At 47.9% G+C, this 20,689-nt stretch carries 13 protein-coding genes and 1 pseudogene; 3 read left to right on the forward strand and 11 right to left on the reverse strand.

Features of this window, described 5'->3' with window-relative positions; translation table 11 throughout:
* Positions 1-6 precede the first annotated feature (6 nt).
* The 11 genes and pseudogenes from ACFW2W_RS17660 to ACFW2W_RS17710 all read right to left on the reverse strand — a co-directional run bounded on the left by ACFW2W_RS17660 (position 7) and on the right by ACFW2W_RS17710 (position 16,914).
* Positions 7-2,490 (reverse strand): CHAT domain-containing protein, encoded by a 2,484-nt coding sequence (locus ACFW2W_RS17660; RefSeq protein WP_378180865.1) that lies wholly within the window; start codon positions 2,488-2,490, stop codon positions 7-9.
* A 272-nt stretch (positions 2,491-2,762) separates the two neighbouring features.
* The gene (locus ACFW2W_RS17665; protein ID WP_378180868.1) at positions 2,763-4,550 is read right to left on the reverse strand and encodes a ShlB/FhaC/HecB family hemolysin secretion/activation protein; all 1,788 of its coding nucleotides are present in this window, start codon (positions 4,548-4,550) and stop codon (positions 2,763-2,765) included.
* Entirely contained in the window at positions 4,540-6,966 is a 2,427-nt protein-coding gene (locus tag ACFW2W_RS17670; protein ID WP_378180871.1) for a filamentous hemagglutinin N-terminal domain-containing protein, read from the reverse strand. The genes ACFW2W_RS17665 and ACFW2W_RS17670 overlap by 11 nt, the downstream gene beginning before the upstream one ends.
* A gap of 152 nt (positions 6,967-7,118) precedes the next feature.
* Entirely contained in the window at positions 7,119-9,692 is a 2,574-nt protein-coding gene (locus ACFW2W_RS17675) for a filamentous hemagglutinin N-terminal domain-containing protein (protein ID WP_378180874.1), read from the reverse strand.
* A gap of 573 nt (positions 9,693-10,265) precedes the next feature.
* Positions 10,266-10,649 carry a hypothetical protein gene (locus tag ACFW2W_RS17680; RefSeq protein WP_378180877.1) on the reverse strand — a complete coding sequence of 128 codons (384 nt, stop codon included), beginning with the start codon at positions 10,647-10,649 and terminating at the stop codon, positions 10,266-10,268.
* 97 nt (positions 10,650-10,746) lie between these two features.
* Positions 10,747-10,851, reverse strand: a pseudogene (locus tag ACFW2W_RS17685) (IS30 family transposase); the annotation flags it as partial.
* Between the two features lie 214 nt (positions 10,852-11,065).
* A complete protein-coding gene (locus ACFW2W_RS17690) occupies positions 11,066-11,323 on the reverse strand; it encodes an ISAs1 family transposase (protein ID WP_378181036.1) in 258 nt (85 codons plus the stop codon).
* A gap of 477 nt (positions 11,324-11,800) precedes the next feature.
* The gene (locus tag ACFW2W_RS17695) at positions 11,801-12,733 is read right to left on the reverse strand and encodes a DUF928 domain-containing protein (protein ID WP_378180880.1); all 933 of its coding nucleotides are present in this window, start codon (positions 12,731-12,733) and stop codon (positions 11,801-11,803) included.
* Between the two features lie 32 nt (positions 12,734-12,765).
* Positions 12,766-15,138, reverse strand: coding sequence for a CHASE2 domain-containing protein (locus ACFW2W_RS17700; RefSeq protein WP_378180883.1), 2,373 nt, complete (start codon positions 15,136-15,138; stop codon positions 12,766-12,768).
* A gap of 113 nt (positions 15,139-15,251) precedes the next feature.
* Entirely contained in the window at positions 15,252-16,244 is a 993-nt protein-coding gene (locus tag ACFW2W_RS17705; protein ID WP_378180886.1) for a DUF1822 family protein, read from the reverse strand.
* Between the two features lie 19 nt (positions 16,245-16,263).
* On the reverse strand, positions 16,264-16,914 hold the full coding sequence (locus ACFW2W_RS17710; RefSeq protein WP_378181039.1) for a sigma-70 family RNA polymerase sigma factor: 651 nt from the start codon (positions 16,912-16,914) through the stop codon (positions 16,264-16,266).
* 817 nt (positions 16,915-17,731) lie between these two features.
* On the opposite strand from ACFW2W_RS17710, the gene ACFW2W_RS17715 reads away from it, so the two are divergent.
* The 3 genes from ACFW2W_RS17715 (at position 17,732) to ACFW2W_RS17725 (ending at position 20,586) form a co-directional block, all read left to right on the forward strand.
* Positions 17,732-18,433, forward strand: coding sequence for a calcium-binding protein (locus ACFW2W_RS17715; RefSeq protein WP_378180889.1), 702 nt, complete (start codon positions 17,732-17,734; stop codon positions 18,431-18,433).
* A 575-nt stretch (positions 18,434-19,008) separates the two neighbouring features.
* On the forward strand, positions 19,009-19,761 hold the full coding sequence (locus ACFW2W_RS17720; protein ID WP_378180892.1) for a calcium-binding protein: 753 nt from the start codon (positions 19,009-19,011) through the stop codon (positions 19,759-19,761).
* Between the two features lie 585 nt (positions 19,762-20,346).
* Positions 20,347-20,586 (forward strand): hypothetical protein, encoded by a 240-nt coding sequence (locus ACFW2W_RS17725; protein ID WP_378180895.1) that lies wholly within the window; start codon positions 20,347-20,349, stop codon positions 20,584-20,586.
* Positions 20,587-20,689: the final 103 nt, after the last annotated feature.

Genomic DNA, 20,689 nt, shown 5'->3' on the forward strand with positions numbered 1-20,689 from the left:
CCGCCACTATAGCCAATTCCCTACCAACACATAGGGTGCCCAGTAACGGGGATGCTGGTATCGCGGATTCTGCAACAGAGCCAGCTGGGCAAACCGGAGTGCTTCCGCTTTCGTCACCTTTGTATTCGTTAACTCTTGATAAAACTGACTCATCAGGAGGGCGCTGCTTTCATCGTCCAGCGACCATAGAGAAGCAAGGGTACTGCGTGCCCCAGCTCGTACCGCCACCCCAGCAAGTCCTAAAGCCGCCCGTTTGTCACCGCTAGCGGTTTGGCAAGCGCTGAGGACGAGTAATTCGATCGCAGTCGGTCGGTTCGTATCTCTAATTCGGAGTAAATTATCCAACTGATTGACATTAATGCGATTATCCCAAGTTAAAATAAATGTCTCCTCAGCTTTAGAACTGAATTGACCGTGAGTGGCAAGATGTACGACTGGAAAGGAAACAGCATTAATTTCTTTTTGGAAAGCGGTACTGGTAAATTCCCGATCGAGCAGTACCGTAGTAGGCACTACAGATTTAATCTGATTTAATTCCAGCATCACATTGCTTAGAGCAGCAAAACCTTGACGAGATTCAGTTAGTCCGGCAGTTAAAGCTTTGATTTTTCCCCGTTCTAAAGATTTGGGACCGAGTAACTGCAAGCCTGGAGTTAATGCAACGCCATACTTTTGGACAAGGTACTGTTGACCGTCGTAGAGTGCAGCCATCGGGATATTTCGCAAGGAACCATCTAGGACAAATACCAAAGTTTTAATGTTGCTAGCGGCGAGATCCTTAGACGCAGGTAAAATCAGCCAATCATATACTTGCTTGGATAAAGATTGAGTTTCTCGAAGCGTGTAAGGTTTGGTCAGTTGCTTTCGCAATTCCCCGGCAATTCTTTCTACTTCACTTTGGCTGATAGCAGTTTTGTAGTGGCGTAGCGGTTGTTGAGGCAACTTGAGAATGACTTCTAATCGGTTTGCCAAAATAATCGGATAAATGACGGCTGCTGTTGGATCGTCTTTATCAATAACTTGGTCGATTTGTACTGCCTTGCCTTGCAAACAAGCGGTACGAAAGAAGTTATCGAGTTCGGCGAGTTGCAGAGATTCAATGGTGTTACGGGCTAGTTTGAGATTGTCTTGACTCGGCTTTGAAGTTCCCTCTGTTTGCAATAGCAACTCGACAAGCTGCCGATAGATAGGCTCGACTTCCTCTCGAAAAGAAAACTGAACGTCAGGATTAATTGTGACTAAATCGCTGCGGAGAGATTGTAGAATATTGACCGCTTCCGTATAAGATGCGATCGCATCTTTAGTTTTTCCCTGCGCTTTCAATAAGCGTCCTAATTGCCATTGCCAACGATAGGAAATATCTGAGGCGTTAATTGATTGTGCCAGAAGTAAAGCTTGCCGAGTCAAGTCTTGGGCATTCGGCAATTGCTGAGTTTGTTCGTATAGTCCGCCGAGATGTCCCAGCGCATAAGCTTCTGCCCGGATATCTTTGATACTTTTGGCTTGTTGAACTGCATTCGCCAACACCTGACCGATTTCTGTCCAAGAGGGAGTATTGGCAGTGTCAGCTTGTTTGAGTCGCGTCAGACTTTGGGCAAAATTAATCTTGGCATAAACAGCCGTCCGACTGGGTGGTAGATTGGCAATTTCCGCTGGCATTTGCGACCCCAACGCCTTGGCAGCGCTCAATTGCTTCGTTTCTAGCAACAAACTCAATTGATTCAGTTTGGCTTGGTTGCGGGTCATTGGTGAAGGAGCGGTTGATTCAGCCTGTTGATAAAACTTTAAAGCCGCTTCGGTATCCTGTTGCGATCGCGCGGTATTCCCTAAACCCAGCAACGCTGCACTAATATCTGGAGGAGAATTTAGTTGCTGGGCGACATCCAAACTTTGCTGCAAAACCTGCCGGGACTTCTCTAAATCGCCAACGATGCGGAGAGTGTTGCCAAGCGAACTGAGGGCGATCGCCTTCATGGTATTTGGTTGATTAGCCAGCGTCTCCTCTACCTGAGTTAACGTCTTCGCCGCTTGACGATAACGCCCTAAAGATTGCAGCGCTAAGCTTTGGTTAATTAAGCTACCAGTAATTCCCGCCTTATCGCCTGCTTGAGTATAAATAGCCGCCGCTTGTTCCCAAGTCAAGAGAGCTTGTTCCGCTTGTCCGAGTGCCAATTGCAGCTGTCCTTGGATATTAAAAGCTTGGGCGAGAACTGGCAAGTGGTCTTTGTTGGTAGATTTTATCGCTTCTAATAGTTTCAGACTGCTTGCGATCGCTTCAGTTGCCTCCGTCCACTGTCCGAGTTGTTGGTAAGCTAACGACAGGAAGCTCAACGTAGAAGCTTGATTTAGAGTATCTCCTTGAGCTTGAAAAGTTTTTGCCGCTTGTTGCCAAATCCTTACCGCCTCAACAAACTGTCCACTTTCATAAAATTCTCGTCCCTGTTGTACTTGAGTTGCATTGGAACTTAGTTCGGTAGCGTCTAATGCCATCCTTCTCGAATTGGGGAAACCTATCCCCCTAACCCCCTTCCCTCGTAGGGAAGGGGGAAGAATTCTTTGCGCCTCTCCTGCCCCCCTTTTTAAGGGGGGTAAGGGGGGATCGAGACTCTTTGGGGCAGAGGTATCCCTTGAAGGTAACGCCTGACCATGTATGGACACGGCATTGCCGTGCCCGTATTGACTTGCCAACAGCAGCGAATGAGAGTTCGCCTTTTGACCCCAGGAAAGCAAAAGGGTCAAAATTAATCCGAAAAGCCCGTACTTTAGAAAGGATTGTACTGCACGGAAAAGTACAGACCGTTTTCTTGCCATGTTCTTTCCCTCGAAGAGAGATTCACTAAAGGAATTCCCCAGTCCAAGCGGGCGCTGAAGCGTGGTGATTGTCGCCACTGCAATCCTAAACCAACAGATAAAAGTCTGTTGGGATCTGGATCTTCTCTGCCCGAACTGTTCCAGGCGGTGCCAAAATCGACGAACGGAATGATTTGTAGAACACCCTGCACTTGGGGGACGCGCAGCACAGGGTACTGAAGTTCTGCACTCAGCAAGACTCCGTTATCCGTCAGCAGAACATCTTGACGATAACCCCGGACGCTTTCTAAGCCGCCTAAACCAAATTGTTCTAAAGGGACTAGCGTTCTATCTGCTAGTTGCACATTGCCACGCACTAATAGCAACGTTTCTGGTGCTAGGAGGCGTACCCATTGGGCTTGTCCTTGCCATGAATAAAAGCGGCTATCGGGCGCAGATTCGTTGATAGTGGCATCAAAGGCACCGAGTCCGATATTAAATTGCGATCGCAATGCAATGACTTCGCGACTACCTGTTCGCGTCCATTCCTGAAAAAATCGCAAGGCTGATATCCGAGTGCGTCCCTCGTCATCAGCGCCCGCCGACAGCGGAAACGGAATCTCTAGCAAAGAAGTTTCGCTTTCCCGCCGAGATGCTGTTAAACCGACAGTGAATTCTTGGCTGGGGGTTTGAACAATTGGCTGGCGCAGCGTCAATTCATAGTAGCGTGAGGCGGCATAAATATCGAGTCGGTCGAAGGGTGGCTCAATGACATCGCTGGATGTGGTGCCATAGCTAACGCTGAGCGTGCCATTGTAAGGATTAATCGGAATTGTATAGGAAGTATCGAAGCTATCGCTGCCATCCGTATTGCTGTAGGCAATGCTTAAACCATCTCCCAAACCAAATAAATTCGCCTCATTCACTTGCAATCGGCGTCGGAAGCTGCCCACACTGGGAGAACGACCGTTATCGATGCCGATTTGGGTGCTAAAAGTCTTCGCCTCAGTAACCCGCACCTCCAGCAAACTCAATCCCGGACGCGATCCCGCTGAGAGTTCGGCGGATAAGTTGGCAATCAGCGGATTGAGTTGCAGCAGTTGCAATGCTTCTAAGAGACGTTCCTGATTTAGAGGCTTTGATGTGGCGACAGCCAAACGCGATCGCACGTAGTTGGGATTTAACCGTCGCGTGCCACTAATTTTAATCCCTTCTAAGCCGCCTTCGACTACCTGAATGGTGACGACGCCTCCCTGAATCGTTTGGTCGGCTGGAATCAGGGCACCAGAAGTAATATATCCTTGGTTGATGTAAAACTCGGTGACAGCAGTCCGAGCTTGCAGCAGTTCGGCAAAAGAAATCGGTCGATTGGTGAAAGGCTTCGTAATTTCCGCTAGCTTTTGGGAACTGAAAGCTGTATTGCCAATGAATTCAAACTTTTCCACCGTGATGTTGACGAGGTAAGTCCCCACCGGTGTCTCCTCGTCAGGGGGAGGCTGGGTAGGGGACTGGAGTAAGTCTTCTGGCGGCGGTAGTGGGGCATCTGGTGAGGGAAGCGGGGTAGGCGAGGGAGATGGCGGGGATGGAAGGATGTCTTGTGGCGGAGGGAGTTGCGGTAAGGGGGAATTTTGCGGAAGCTGAGGAACTTGAGCCGAGTCAATCGTTTCAGGAAGCGATCGCGCTGCTGGAGCCGTCAAGCAGATACTCAGTATTGCTATGAGCCGAAGATACAATAAGCGATGAGAAAGATTACGGCACATGACACTTAGCGGTCGTTAGCCTGGAACGATGAGAGTCATACGGAACAGAAGCGGTGAGAACGACTTCGCCTTTCTCGTTTTTCACCCAACCTTGTGCTTCTACCTGCTCTTTTATCAAGTTGTTTGAGTGTATGGCAACATCGTTTCTTGAGTGAGTGGAAGCTTGTGCAGCGTGGATGAGCCGATTCGGGCGGCTGGTTTGAGAAATTCGCCAATCTGTCCAAACGGCGTTGCTACTTCTAGCGTCACCAGGATTATCCGGCAATCCCCCGCTTCCGGTCACGGTAAAAGAACTAGCGACGTTGCTTCCACTCGCCGGACAAGTTTGTGCCACCAATCCAGAAGCATCGACTAACTCTGCTGGTAAAGTAGCTAACCCGCGACTTGGATCGACATCCAGCGTATTAATTTGTACGGTGCCATCTACACCAAATTCCGAACTCACGGTGATGTCACTTTTGGAGGTTGGGCGCGATCGCAACTGGGTACCAAAGATACCAGAAGTGGTGATATTGATATTCCCTCCCCGACCTTTGAAGGCATTGGCGGTAATATCGCTATTTTCAGCCGGGACGGCGACGATAAATTTGGCATCTATCTCCATATTGCCGCCGTTTCCACCCGCCTTATCGGTGCCAGCAGTAGTGGAGATGTTACTATTGCGGCGCAGCAATAATAAGTCTTGCACTCGCAATCTAATATTCCCGCCGTCACCTGATACGGTTTCAGCGTTGAGGGTTGCCCCATTGTCCAGCAGGATAGAGCGGGAGTCAATTTCGAGTTCGCCTGCCTTTCCTAACCCCTGACTACCTACAGATATTTGTGCCCCATCCCGAACCGTTAACAACTGAGTTTTCACGGTCAGACTTCCCCCATCTCCGGTAGAAAAGGCAGGAAGATTACTGGTATCGGATGAGGAACCATCTCCGTCTCGGATGACATCGGAGGGGTTGCCAGTGCCAGCAAACAATCTGCTGCGAAGCTTTCCATTCGCTGAAGTCCCAATCAGTTCCACCAACTCAGAGGCATTTACCTCCACATTTCCCCCAAAACCTGCCCCAAAAGTAGCCGCAGAGACTTCTGCCCCATTCCGGATAATCAATTGCCTGGTGGTAATCGTTAAGTTTCCGGCTTTACCATTGCCTCTAGAAGTTTGAACCGACAATCCACTGGGACGGCGATCGCTGGGTGCGGTGCCACTCAGTTCCACCAAATCAGTGGCATAAACGTTGATACTCCCTCCCTGCCCCGTTCCCGAACCACTCGCTGATATCCGCGCCCCATCCCGAACCAGCAATTGCTGGGTCGTAATTGTCAAGTTTCCCGCATCTCCCGCTGCGTCTTTAACATCACTTGCTAGTTTGCTGGGTTTTTGACCATCCGCTGAGGTGCCAATCAGTTCTACCGAATTAGAGGCATTGATGTCGATAATCCCGCCCTTCCCCTTGCCGGTGGTAGTTGCAGATACCTGAGAACCACCCTGAATTGTTAGCCGTACAGCCTGAATAAAGATTCCTTGCCCATTTCGATTCCCCAACGTATTTGCAGAAATTTTTGACTCATCGCTGAATGTCACCTGTCTGCCTGAAAGCTGGATCGCACCGCTGCCCTGACCACTGACATCAATGACTGCTTTATTCGTCAGGGATATATCTGCTTGGACGACGTTATCTAGAAATTTCAAGCGCAAACGATTGCCCTCTACATTCAGCTTGACGGTTCCTGGTTCTGCGAATCCTGCCAACTCGACTCGACCACCCCGCGCCTGCAAAAGCCCGCCCTTCCAACTCACATCACCGCCTAATAACAACAAACTCTGATTTTCTGAGACTTTCAGGGTGCTAGCAGAACCCACGATTGGTTTAGGCAGTGTTTGTGAAGAGATAAACCCACTGGGATCGCCAACAATCGTCAGCAAGCTATTCGATCCACCTGGATTGGTAGCGCTAAACTGGCTACCATCAGCCCACACCAGAGCATCTAGAGTGGTGGCAACAAAAGAGCCTCTGGTGGCACTGCCTACATTGAGTTGAGCCTTTGGCCCGAACTGAATGCCACTGGGATTGATCAAGAAAAAGTTGACCTGCCGACTCTCAGTGAAGATTGAGCCGTTAATCAAGGAGGGACCACCTGTGACACGGGACAGAATATTCTGGATATTGGCGGCGCTGCTAAAACGAGCTACCTCGCCTGCGTTGAGGCTAAATTTTCCAAAGCTGTGGAACAGATTAGTGCCGACGGTTTGACCCACTGATTGAGGAATAACGTAATTGGGGCCAGTTAAGGTTTTTGCGGAGCCGAGGCTGCCATCAAGGGTGATGTTCTGGGCGATCGCGCGATCGCTAATAGCGGCGATAATACCCAGCCCGATCGCGCTTCTTATCCAACAAGGGTGGCGATGCAGTGGTCGAAGCACTCTGCGAATTAACATTGGGGCTAGCGTTACTTGGCAGTAACATTTCCGTATATTCACGCAATAGCCTAGCACAGCCTACTGATATCAATACTCATGTTTAACCTTTATCAATAAATGGAATGGCTCGCTGACACTGAATCATCAAGACGCAATTAGCGATCGCACTGCGACACCAACTCTATATCGGGAGAGGAAGAAACAGCAGCCATCAGAACGACTTCACCTTGATGATTTCTCCCCCATCCAGTCGCTTCCACTAAAGGCATTGCTGTGGAATTAGCCTGAGATATGGCAACCGTAGAACTTGAGCGAATGGAAGCTTTTGCAGCGTGGATGAGCCGATTCGGACGACTGTTTTGAGAAATTCGCCAATCTGTCCAAACGGCGTTGCTACTTCTAGCGTCACCAGGATTATCCGGCAATCCACCGCTTCCGGTCACTGTAAAAGAACTAGCAACTTGATTTCCACTTGCCGGACAAGTTTGTGCAATCAATCCAGAAGCATCGACCAATTCTGTTGGCAAAGTAGCTAACCCGCGACTCGGATCGACCTCCAAGGTGTTGATGTTGACTGCGCCATCTACACCAAATTCCGAACTCGCAGTGATGTCACTTTCTGGAGTGAGGCGGGGGCGAAACTGGGTGCCAAAGATGCCAGAAGTGGTGATATTGATATTACCTCCCCGACCCTCAAAGGCATTGGCGGTAATATCGCTATTTTCCGCAGGGACAGCGACGATAAATTTAGCATCTATCTCCATATTGCCGCCGTTTCCACCCGCCTTATCGGTGCCAGCAGTGGTGGAAATGCTACTACCGTGGCGCAACTGCAATAAATCCTGCACCTGTAAGGTAATATTGCCGCCATTTCCCGATTTGGTTGTCGCGGTGAGGGCGGCTTTATTGTCTAAAAGAATGGAACCTGCCTCGATTTCTAGATTGCCTGCATTTCCTGTCCCTTGGCTGCTGACATTGACTTGAGCGCCATCTTGGACAATTAACTGCCCCGTCGCAATTTTTAAGTCTCCGGCGGCTCCAGCACCTGATGTTTGAGTCAGCAAGCTACTGAAAAACTGCCCATCTGCCGATGTTCCCACCAATTGCACCGACTTCTTGGCGGTGATGGTCAATTTTCCTCCCTGACCCTGACCTAAAGTTCCCGCCGACACCACCGCTCCATTTTGGACAGTCAACTGTCCCGTTTCAACCGTCAAGTCTCCAGCCGCAGCAGTACCTGCCGTCCCCACCAACAAGCCGCTTCTAAACTGACTATTTGTTGATGTTCCCATCAGTTGCACCGAATCTGCGGTGATATTCAACGTTCCGCCTTTGCCTGTCGCCCCGCCAAAAGTAGAAGCCGAAACCTGTGCCCCATCCTGGACAATTAACTGTCCCGTTTCAACCGTCAAGTCTCCAGCAGCTCCGGAGCCGCCTTGAGTCACCGCAAACAAACCGCTAGGATTACCATTTGCGGAGGTGCCAATCAATTGTACGGACTGTTGTGCGGTGACACTCAATTTTCCGCCCTGACCTGCATCAACCGTAGAAACTGAGACCTGCGCCCCATCTTTGACAGTCAACTGACCCGTTTTCAGCGTCAAGTTTCCAGCGGCTCCAGCACCTTCAGTTTGAGTAAACAAGCCGCTGACATCCACTCCATCCGCTGAAGTACCAATCAATTGCACGAACTTTGAGGCAGATACGGTTAACGTTCCCCCCTGACCCGTGCTAAAAGTAACACTTCCTACCTGTGCCCCATCTTTAACAATCAACTGCCTAGTTTCAATTGTTAAGTCTCCAGCCGCTCCATCCCCGATAGTTTGAGTTAACAGGCGGCTTCCTGCTAACACTTCTAGGGACTCTGCGGTTACGGTAATCGTCCCCCCTGGTTCTGACCCGATGGTATTCGCCTCAATTTTTGAGCCATCGGTGAGCGTAATCCGCTTGCCTGAAAGCTGGATAGCACCGCTGCCCTCACCACTGGTATCAACAATGGCTTTTTCCGTTAGGGAGATATTTGCTAGTTGGACTCCTGCCGGAAAACTCAAATGCAGATTGTTACCATCAATCTTTAGCCCTACGGTTGCTGCTTCTGCCACTCCTCCCAACTTGATGCTACCGCCGGGAGCTTTTAATTGCCCTGCTTGCAATTCTATATTCCCGCCCACTAACAACAAACTCCGACCATCAGGAACTTGTAAACCTGACGCAGATTGAATGGTAATTGACTTAGCTGCAATTTGATTAAATAGAAAAGCCGAAGGATTGACAGTCAGAATTGGGGGAACATTAGGTGCAGAAGCACTGAAAAAACCCTGAGTGTCAAAAGCAATTGCATTCGCTGTCGTCGCCACAAACGAACCACCGATATCTAGAGAAGCCTTTTGCCCAAAGATAATCCCATTGGGGTTAATTAAAAATAGGTTGGCATCGCCAATTACCCCCAGGGTTCCCAGAATCTCGGAACGACTCCCTCCTGTCACTCGACTCAGTATGTTTTTAATTTCTGGAGGAGGAAGAAAATAGGCGGCTCGGATTTCCCCAATGTCGAATTGTTGAAAACTGTGGAACAAATTGGCACCCCGCGTTGCTCCGCCAAAGATGAGTTCAACTGGGTAGCCAGGAGCAAGAGGTACTACTACAGAACTTTCGGTTCCTAAAGTTTCATCGGGTAAGATTTGGGCACATACGCGGCTGACTTTGAAAAGCACCCCTACTATTGCCAACGAGCATACCAGCCCCAACTGCTAAGTTGGCTGAAGCCAGCTTTTAGGGTTGACGGAGTTGTCTCTATTAAGGTTAAGTTAAGAACTTAGTTGGTATTTCACTGCAACAAAGCTAAGAAGATGTCTAGGAAGTAAAAAGGGCGAATAGAATTCGCATCTACACAGACTAAACCCGCCTATGCGGGTTTCAAAAGTCTCGCGTTGCGCGGACTTTGTTTGTGTAGCCGCGATTTCCAATCGCCAGGTATATTTGCAAAATCGGGATGCTCCCTTTTTGCTCCCCCTAACTAACCTTAAATCAAGAAGGGGAACTGAGCGTTCAATATCTCCCTAATTTACCCAGATTTACAACAGCGACTATTCTATAGCAGTTCTAAATGATTCGTGAAGGCGAGATCCCCGACTTCTCCAAGAAGTCGGGGATTTGAAAGGCTAGCATCTCACAACTAAAATAGGATTGCTATATGAAGCTAAGGGTTAAACTTGAGTCGAATAGAGTTGCAAAAGTTACGCGATCGCTCAAAAAATTACCAATTTCAAGCGTTGTGAAGTTGCTGACTAAGCCTCTATTTGTCAGATGGGTACGCCTGTAATGTGTTGAAAATGGGCAGGAATGTAAGGAGTAGCAGGCACATAACTCTGGATAGTATCCTGAAGTGGATTAAAGTCTGTAATGATGTCAAAACCATCCTGACTTTGGACATAATGCCCATATCCCGGCTGTATGCCCCAGCTAATAACGCTGTTAAATCTGAAGACATCATTGCCAGCACCTCCAGTGAGAGTGTCAAAACCAGCACCTCCAACTAAAAGGTCATTGCCTTCTCCAGCTATAAGGGTATCAATCCCATTGTTGCCATATAGATTGTCATTTCCCGCAAAACCATAGATGGTGTCATTTTCTACACCCCCCACTAAATTGGGGTCATTTCCCGAAGTGCCGTTGATAAGTGCCATATTAATTACTCCTTGAAAAACCTAGTGATTTGACCGTGATTTCAGTGTTGAAATATACGACGCCGAAGCTTCCTACTATTTTAAGGACAACGTCTATTTAAGTCTGAAGTGCATCACTCGCTGATCTTCTTCCATAAAATATCTCACAAGGGGTTAGATAGTCAAGACATTTTCTCGGTCGATTGTTAATCAGGGTAAGCGCATCTCAAATGCTATTGACAAGCGGGTTTAAAATCATCAAGTTGGGGTAGACAAGCAGCAAGAATCTTGAGCATAGAATTATTATCCATTGCGGCTCGATCGCGATTTTTGGCGGGTACTACGCCCTTAAAGACTGTTCTCGATTTAGAGCATTGAGTGCAATTCGTCTTAATATCGCCAGGTTTTGTAGTGCATGACAATTACGAACACGGCAATCATCTTCGCGTGAAAGTAACGTCCATTGTCCAATGGAAACCATTCTCAATGCCCCAATGAAGGTAAATCGCTTGCCCCAGCTTGTGGGCATCGCTCTCCAAGCTGGTTAGATAAAACTGTACCTCATGGGTGGTTTTGTTCCAAAGATGACGTACCCGCACCACCATAACAACAAATTTGCGTCCCGCCCAATCTTGTTGGTTATGCAGGAGTGGTAGTTGAGAAACTGGGACGCACTCCTCTTGCCGCTTTTCAATGCGAGGATATCTACCTGCTTGTGGGCGCGGCTTCGTTGTACGCGCAGGTCTTTTATCTCGCTAAAATAGCTCTGCATCCGCTCAGTCAATGCATTAACTGAGGCTACACTTACTGAATTTAAGTGGTGACGTGGTGTACCGGAGTCTAAGCCTGATACCATGAGATAGCCCCTTCTTTCAGATTAATAGCCGTTCTCATTAGCCTAATACTTAGTATATTTAACACTCATATTTAGATGCGCTTACCCTGGTATTTTTTGGGCAAAAGTGAAATCGAGTCATTGAAGTACGGTTGAATCTAGCAGTATTTATTTATTTAGTTTTTAAGAGTTAATTTTTATCAATAAATTAAATTCTTTACCGACACTCTATGACTAACGAGGCATAACCCCAAAGGGGTAAATCCTTTGGGGTTATGCGGTAACCGCGAAGAATTACCGCATAATCTGCGATCTAGGCAAAATTAGACTTGTTTGTTTACTGTTGTTGAGCGGTGCAGCAATCGATTACAGGTTCTTGAGCGATCGCTTCCAAGCCACCAGAGTTTAATAAACTTACCCAGTCAGCAGTCAGGGCAGCATCTTTTGGATTCGCAATGCGGAGTTCAGCAAGAGCAGTGAGGGCATCATGCCAGATTCCTTGTTTGGCATAAAGAACCACACGCTCCCGTGGGGTTGCTTTCTGTAACTGACTCTTCAAAGTGGCAGAAGGTGCAATCCGTTGAACGGAGCCTTCAACCAAGGGTGGAGCATCCGGATCGCAATCAATCATAAAAAACCAACGGTACATCTTGCCAACTTCTAGCGGCGCTACTGTAGCAGGAAGACGCACTTTGACTACACCAGGCTGCTTTTGGGATGCGATGAACTTGGTTTTATAGACATTGTTACCCTGGTCATCCTGTAGGATGAATTCCACAGGCAGGTCGGATGTGAGCGCATAAGGAACGTAATACCAGAAGGTAGGAGACTCAGCAGCCGTTAATGCCCAAACGGACTCAAAGGTTTTTAAGCCTGAGTTCCCAGATTGTCCTTCATTCAAACTTCTCTCAGTGGCAGGCACCAAGGCAGTCAGAGGCTCCTCGCCTATCACTGCTGGACAGGTGCCACCACGGCTAGCACCTCCTCGCTGTCGTCCAGCGGGGGCGCTGCGGTCTGCGGGCGGTGGTGGCGCGTTGAACAGAAGGCTGCCGGGGCTACGGCTAGCACCGCCTCGCTGTCGTCCAGCGGGGGCGCTACGGTCTACTGGCGGTGGTGGCGCAGTGGATACGGTTGAGACTTCTGGGAAGGCGGGTTTTACTGGGATTTGCGTCAAGCTGCCGATCAAAGTAACCAGGAAGAGGGTCGTCTGCCATCCAGCACGCTGGGCGATCGCTCTGGCAAGGATTATCTGATTAAAAGGTAACTTCATATAGCTAGTCGAAGAAATTTTAATGTCAGTGACTATCGTCTAGCTCGAAAGGTTGCATATACGGCTACGCTAGTGCTGGTCGCTACCAAGGCTAGGGCGGGTGGAACCAGCGGTACCCAACAACTGCTTTTTACTAACAGTGCCAAGCATAAACCATACAACAAGATTTGGGCTGCGGCGATCGCTATCCCCAAGTGTAGCGGGGACTTGAGATAGCAGACGAACAATCCTCCCAGTAAAGACCAGCCCCAAATCCAAAAAACTTCGCCCCACTGAGGCCACACCCATAATAGCGATCGCCCATCTTTAACTGCACTAATCATTTGACTCACCATTTGCGCTTGCACAAATACTCCCGGCATTTGCTTTTCAGACCACTGACCCTGACCGTAGGGTGTGAGCCAATAGTCATGAAAACTATTAGCGCTCGTGCCGATCAAAACAATGCGATCCTTGATTGAATTGGGATCGATCTGACCGTTGACGACTTCTTTGAGAGTCACTCGATCGGCAACATTTTCTGGGGAACGGTGGGAGCGATAATTCAGCAGCACTTGATGACCCCAGGCATCGGTTCCTTGGTAGCCACCTGTAAAGCTCTCCAAAGGCTTAAAAACCACCTTACCCAGCTGCAAGAACCCCTCTGAATTGATAGTCGGTACAATGCCTTCTGCCGCTAAGTAACGGAATGCCAATTGGGCGCTGAAAGCGTAGTAAGCCGTACAGGGTGAGGCGGGGTCTGGTTTCAGCGATAACAGATGGCGACGAACCACCCCATCTGAATCGACCATAAAATCGCTAAACCCTAAACGTTCTGTCGGGATTTCTGGCGGTGCTGGAATCCCCGGTTCACCCGCCTGGGGATCGCTGACTTTGCAAATACCAATTAAGCGATCGCTTTTGCGTAACCGACTGGCTAAATCTTTCTGACTAGGTAATGCCGGAAAATCTCGATAAATATCTAAGCCAATCGCTCGCGGTTTATACTGCTCTAGTTTCTGCAACAATTGATTCAGTGCCGGATCTGACAACGACCCACGCCTTTGTTCTGGATTCTGAGCTTGAACATCTGCTTCAGTAATTGTGACCACCAAAAGGCGCGGATCTGGCTTTTCATCTGGTCGCAGCATCACTATTTGGTCAAAAGCTTTTAATTCCATTGATTGCAGCATTCCCTGATGCCGCACCAGAGCGATCAATGATGTGACAGCCACGCTGGCAAGCAACGCTACCCGAAGTCGTCCCCGCCAGTTTTGAGATTGAGTCTGGGAGGTTCGGGAGGGGGATGGCAGAGGGGAATCGAGAATCGGCAATTCTTCTTTCCTTTTCCCGACAACTCCTTGCCAAGTTGGTGGCAATACAGCCGGATTTTGGCAAACGATTGGCAACCAAGTCGCGCAAGGGAATTTAGCTTCTAGTCCTTGCAATCTTTCCCGTGCTTCCCGTACTGCTAAATAAAACGACTCACCACGAGCGAAGGCTTCTAGAAAAGACTTCAAAAATTCTTGTGCAACCTTATCCGGTACAGGCTCCCGCATCACAATAATTTGTGGAATCTGTAAAGAAGCCAAATTTTTTGCCAAACCCAACCCATCACAAGAGTTGAAAATAGCTATTTTTAATCCGCGTTCAACCGCTTTTTTTAATGCATATTTTAGTTCTTCAATCGATAAGCTTTCTGTTTGATTAATATAAATTTGTCCCGTCTCACCATTCTTATGGCTTGAACTATGACCTGCAAAAAATAAAATATCCCAGCCTTGTTTCCAAAGCTGTTCGGTTAATTCTTCCCGTTGTGGCTCTACCAGAAATCTGAGTTCCGCGTCGGGTAATTGCTCTAATAAAATGCGATCGGCTTGGGTATTAATTCCCGCACTATTCCCCAAAATTGCTAAAATTCTCACCTTCTCGATAGGCGATGAGAGTTGTTCTACACGTTCGTAGACTGGGGCGCTTAAGGCGATTTCTGCTTTTGGATAGCGATCGCATAATTCCCAAAGATGCCAAGGTAATTTCCGTAGCTGAACGTCTTCGGTTTGGATAATGAACCGAATTTCATCGGTAGGGACTAATTGTTCTAGTAGTTTTTCTCGAATTGCCCGAAACGGTTCCGAATTCAGCCAAAGATTCAAGCGATCGCGCAATACATTAGCTGCCAAACTACAGTCATCAATCTTGGCAACATTAGTCGATTGTCTGGTTTTTGCTTCTAGTCTATATTGCGCTCCCAAGCGACGATAAGCGGTTGTCCAGATGGTGTAGTGTTGGGGAATTTCTGGGGCTGGAGGTAACATTCCGACGATTTCTATGGAAGGTCGTTCGCTATCATTCCCAATCTGTAATGTGACTTGGAAACCATCTTCAAAAGAACCACTCCATAGCTTAATAACAACTAATTTAACCATTTTGACAGTAGGACGATTAGTTTTCAGCAATTAAATGTATGATGCATTTCCAGATAAATGGAAAAATCAATCTTGCATTATTACAAGAGATGCAGCAAGTTTACAAATAATCGCTAAATAACAAAGTCTTCTTGAATGCTGGCATTCCCCAAAGCGACTCTAACGCTAAACTGTTCTCCAGGGGAACCACTGAACTCTAATTGAATGTAATCATCTGCATTTCTGGACTCGGCTTCTAGAAAATTAGAGCCATCATTGAGTACAATCAATTTGAGGGAAGGTGGCAGATAAGTTTGACTGCCAGTAGGATGCACCTGAAGAAGAATATTCGTTTTCTCCTCAGATTCTGGATTGATTTCAACAACTAAAGCAACAGAAAGGTCGGCAATCTCTATCCCTAAGTCTATCAATTTCGCTTTGCGAACGGCAGCTTCTGGCTGTTCCAAACTGGGAGCAACTACATCGCCTCTAAAACTAAAGGCTAGATTTGATGCAGGCGTTAACAAAGTTTCAACTGTTTGCCAACCGGCTTCAAAAACATTGTTGAACCATTGGCTCAAGTTCGCTTGAGTTCTGCTGAAAGAACGGTTGAGGGACGATGCAGGCGCTACTGTAGCAGGATGCATCAGTTGCTGCAAGCGATCGATTAAATCTTCAGGCGATCGCAATTGGCTGATAGGCAACTCTGAGGTAGCGATGCTTGGGGTAAATCCCAACACACTTGCTTCCCGCAGCGATTCATCGATTTGAACCATCACATAGCCAATCCGGTCTGACCAAACTTCGGGGGGAATGTGGCAGATTTGTTCTGTGCTTCTCAAAGGACGACATTCTAATCGACCGATTCCCGGCACTTCCAGGTCAGCGACATCAGAACATAAGCGCACGATGGGATTCCAGCTGTCACTGGCTGCAAGATTGGTGGGAATCCCCATCATCTGCAAGTAATCATTCACCACAAAGACAGATAGGGTATTCAACAGAACTTGCTCTGCTTTGTGTGGTGTCGGCTGCTGAGTGGCAAACTGCTGTGCTAGCCTGCGTGCGGCTTGGGTAATCGGCAACGGTAGGGCAAAATCTTCTAGCTCATGGGTATTGTAAGTCATAGTTGGGAAGCTCCTTTATTTATAGATATCCCTCCGATTCACCAAATTTACGCAAGCGAGAGATACATTGACGCTGATAAAAACTGCTCAATGTGGAAATGGGGAGGTTAAATTCCGCTGAAAGCTCTTTCCAACTGGCTTCTGGGGGTAAGCGTCGCAAAATCAACACTTGGGCATTCACTTCTGGACGACCGGCAATGTGCGTGCGGCACAACTCACCTTGAGGATCTGCTTCCACCCATTTTCTGATGTCGTCCAATAAGGGGGGAACATCCGGAGTTGCTTCCAGATTATCCACCGGGTCAGTAGTTTCACCGATATCGCCCGACTTTGACCTTTTCGCTTGACCCGTAACGGTTCTCGATTCTTGCTTTTTAGCATCAATGTAGAAATCTTGAAGCCGCCGTTTCAGGTAAGTATTCAGCCAGGTGATGACACTGCTGCGACTGGGGTCATAAGCTTCGCCGGTATTCCCTTCACAGATATTTTGGCAGAAATACACCCAGGTCTGTTGCAGTGCATCTTCATAGTAAGGGGTATATTCTTTCCAAAGCTTGTGTGAGATTAAACGAATCACCCTGGTTAAGTTTTTCTGGCGCTGGGCACTTCCAGGCGGGTGCATACAGGCTTCCTTCACCAGATAGCGCAGCTTTGACTCCAGTCCATCCATAATTTGCGATCGCCCCTTCGGTTGATATAGCGCCAATTTTGTCTGGAAGCGTATCTATTTAAGATAACTTTCCCCTTGATGTCTACTACATACAGTTAGAAATTACGGATTTTCGATTGCTGATGAGTGAGGATTCCGGCAGATGGCAAGGAAGAACTAGGCGCGTAATTGTGCGTTCTTCAAGGATAGCGATCGCTCTGGTTGAAAGTAAATAGCTCTGCTGTCGCACGATTGAGTGACACTCAAATGAAGCGATGGCGCTAGCTGTGTTTCACCGCCAACAGCAATTGCCAACGAGCTTTGAACAACATTTATCTATAGTCGGGACTTACGCAAAGCTTATTACATATAGCGTTTTGTAGGGGCAATCCCCCTGTGGTTGCCCTCAGATGTCGCGCAAGTTGCGTAAGTCCTGTATAGCGCCAAAGCCGGAAAGCCTGTCTTAGAAGGATTTTCGTTTCCTCGCTCCTTCTTGAGTTAATTCACAACCACCCATATTTGCCAATTTTATGTAAACGTTTGTAACGACTTGCATAATTGGCTCCGTTGCGGCTGACAAGTGCATAGAGGTGAACAAAATGCAACGGGGAGATAAAACAACCCAACTTCTGGTTTCCCAAGCATCATCACCAGCGAGGCAAAGACAACGACCAACGATGTCCGAAAGCTCTCTAGAAGTGCAAAGGCGAACAATAACATTTCCTGAGAATACAAACCTTTCGGACATCACTCACCACCAATCAACCGATTCAAGCGATTGATTGATGACAACACACCAACAAACACCAATTCTCATCATCACTAAAGAGCAAAGATTATGGCGATTATCAACGGCACCATTTACAACGACACACTCTACGGCACTGCCTACAATGATTCCATCTACGCCAAAGAAGGGAACGACACGGTTTACGCTGGAGCTGGCGATGACTACATAGATGGCTGGAATGGCAACGACAGCCTCTATGGTCAAGATGGCAATGACAGCATCCTCGGCTACTACGGTGACGACTACATCAATGGCGGCAACGGCAACGACTACCTGTATGGCGAAGCAGGCAACGATACTCTAGATGGCTGGTATGGCAATGACTACCTCTCCGGTGGCGCAGGCAACGACACCCTGCTGGGCTACTATGGCGACGACAGCCTGAATGGCGGCGCTGGCAGTGACAAGCTGTATGGCGAAGCCGGTAAGGATTACCTGAATGGCTATGGCGGCACGGCTTATGAATACGACACCCTGAGTGGTGGCAGCGAAGGTGACACCTTCGTGCTGGGTACCGCTAGTGGTGCTTCCTACCTGGGTGCTGGCTACGCAACCATCACTGACTTCAAGTGGAATGAGGGCGACAAGATTCAGGTTAAGGGCAGCTACGCTGACTACACCCTGAACAAGAGCTATAACTTCGGAGGCACCACGGCGCTGGATACAGCAATCTATAAGGGCAGTGACTTGATTGGGGTGGTTCAGGATACCACCAATGTCTACGCTTCTCTTGACTTTGTGAGCGTCTAGGTTGACGAATCGGAATAACTTGACTCTATAACTTCAATACCCCTGAGAAATGCCTAAATTTCTCAGGGGCTTGTTTATTTTCTGCTGAAGCAATGACTACCCCTAGCTGAACTGTATGGTTGCAAAGGTTTAGTGGATTTACGCTCGGTATCTGACTCAAGGGGCGAAGATTCTTTAGCAATGCTTCAGCTTAGTAGTCGTAGATGCTCAATGCAGCCCAATAGACTCAGCAGCACCCATTAAAAATCGACTTTTCCAGCTTTTGCCGAGTTTATGTAAACGTTTGTAACGACTTGCATAAATGGCTCCGTTAGGGCTGACAAGTGCATAGAGGTGAACAAAATGCAACGGGGAAATAACAAATTCAACTTTTAGTTTCCCAAGCTACATTACCAGCCTTTAGCACAGAGCCAGCGATGTCCCAAAGATTAACATCAAGTGTAACCGCGAATTACATTTCTCTTAAATACAAACCTTTCGGACATCACTTACCATCAATCAACTGATTCAAGCGATTGATTGATGACAACACACCAACAAACACCAATTCTCATCATTACTAAAGAGCAAAGATTATGGCGATTATCAACGGCACCGCTTACAACGACAACAACACCTTCAACGGCCCCCCTTTCTTTCCTTTCAACTACCACGGTCAGCTCAACGGCACTGCCTACAATGATTCGATCTATGCTGGAGCCGGTGACGATATTGTGAAAGCTGGCGCAGGCGATGACTATGTAGATGGTTGGACTGGCAACGACAGCCTCTATGGTGAAGATGGCAACGACTCTCTGTTGGGCTGGACTGGCGATGACTACATTAATGGCGGCAACGGCAACGATTACCTGTACGGGGAAGATGGCAACGACACCCTAGATGGCTGGCATGGCAATGACTACCTCTCCGGTGGCGCAGGCAACGACACCCTGCTGGGCTACTATGGCGACGACAGCCTGAATGGCGGCGCTGGCAGTGACAAGCTGTATGGCGAAGCCGGTAAGGATTACCTGAATGGCTATGGCGGCACGGCTTATGAATACGACACCTTGAGTGGCGGCAGCGAGGGTGACACCTTCGTGCTGGGTACCGCTTACGGTGGTGTCTCCTATCTGGGTGCTGGTTACGCAACTATCACGGACTTCTACTGGGGTGAGGGCGACAAGATTCAGGTGAAGGGCAGCTATGCTGACTACACCCTGAACAAGAGTTATAGCTTCGGCGGTACCTCGGCGCTGGATACGGCAATCTATAAGGGCAATGACTTGATTGCGGTGGTTCAGGATACCACCAATGTCTACGCTTCTCTTGACTTTGTGAGCGTCTAGGTTGACGAATCGGAATAATTTGACTCTTATAACTTCAATACCCCTGAGAAATGCCTAAATTTCTCAGGGGCTTGTTTATTTTCTCAGGACTTACGCAACATCACCACATCTGAGGGCAACCACAGAGGGATTGAACCGACAAGAACGCTATATGTATAAGCTTTGCGTAAGTCCTGTTCTGCTGAAGCAATGCTTACTCTTACCTGAACAGTATGACAGTGCTGAAAGACTATCCAAAACCCCTGGAACCCTTGAAAAATCGTAGGTTGGGTAGAGTGTAAGCGAAACCCAACAAATTGCACCAGTGCTGGGGAACGTGAACTCAAAAGGAGCCTACATATCCGAGATTTGGATAGTCTTTCAGATGACAGTGACACCAAAGGTGGCGGGGTTGAACAGGCAAAGTAGCCTCTTGTGCCAAAATTACTGCTGCGCCGATTAGCAGAATCATTGTAAACGTTTGTAAAGCTTTGCAAAACTACTGCATTTGTACCTGACAACTTAATAGCGGTTCATCTAGAACCCAACCTGATTGAGAACCGCAACCAGGGTACAAACCTCGATCATCCCGGAAGGTGTAAACCAATGAAGGCGCAGTGGAAAAGAGTATTCGTTAAAACAACTGTTTGGCTAGTTACTGAGATCATCCTGAATCTCTTGGGACTCGATAACCTAGCCGATTACAACGATTTTATTCTTGAGCAAAAGAAAATGATGGCAATGAGCCATTTATTTGCGCCAACTCTCACCAATAAACTTGGCCTTTATTGGCTTGATTGTGACTCTGCGTTCCAGATGCCACTTTGCCTAGCACCAAAATTTTAAGTAACCTAAAGGGAATAGAAGTTAATAATATTAGGCAATTCTACATCTAGAAAGTAAATCTTGGGTTGACGATCAAACTAAAACTTTCAGTTGTTACCCCAAG

This window comes from Coleofasciculus sp. H7-2 (genome assembly GCF_042747725.1).
In the GTDB taxonomy this organism is placed as follows: Bacteria; Cyanobacteriota; Cyanobacteriia; order Cyanobacteriales; family FACHB-T130; genus FACHB-T130.

Coding starts and splice junctions, on each gene's coding strand:
- ACFW2W_RS17660 (WP_378180865.1), bottom strand. CDS start 2,490: ATGGCATTAGACGCTACCGAACTAAGTTCCAATGCAACTCAAGTACAA.
- ACFW2W_RS17665 (WP_378180868.1), bottom strand. CDS start 4,550: ATGTGCCGTAATCTTTCTCATCGCTTATTGTATCTTCGGCTCATAGCA.
- ACFW2W_RS17680 (WP_378180877.1), bottom strand. CDS start 10,649: ATGGCACTTATCAACGGCACTTCGGGAAATGACCCCAATTTAGTGGGG.
- ACFW2W_RS17695 (WP_378180880.1), bottom strand. CDS start 12,733: ATGAAGTTACCTTTTAATCAGATAATCCTTGCCAGAGCGATCGCCCAG.
- ACFW2W_RS17700 (WP_378180883.1), bottom strand. CDS start 15,138: ATGGTTAAATTAGTTGTTATTAAGCTATGGAGTGGTTCTTTTGAAGAT.
- ACFW2W_RS17705 (WP_378180886.1), bottom strand. CDS start 16,244: ATGACTTACAATACCCATGAGCTAGAAGATTTTGCCCTACCGTTGCCG.
- ACFW2W_RS17710 (WP_378181039.1), bottom strand. CDS start 16,914: ATGGATGGACTGGAGTCAAAGCTGCGCTATCTGGTGAAGGAAGCCTGT.
- ACFW2W_RS17715 (WP_378180889.1), top strand. CDS start 17,732: ATGGCGATTATCAACGGCACCATTTACAACGACACACTCTACGGCACT.
- ACFW2W_RS17720 (WP_378180892.1), top strand. CDS start 19,009: ATGGCGATTATCAACGGCACCGCTTACAACGACAACAACACCTTCAAC.
- ACFW2W_RS17725 (WP_378180895.1), top strand. CDS start 20,347: ATGAAGGCGCAGTGGAAAAGAGTATTCGTTAAAACAACTGTTTGGCTA.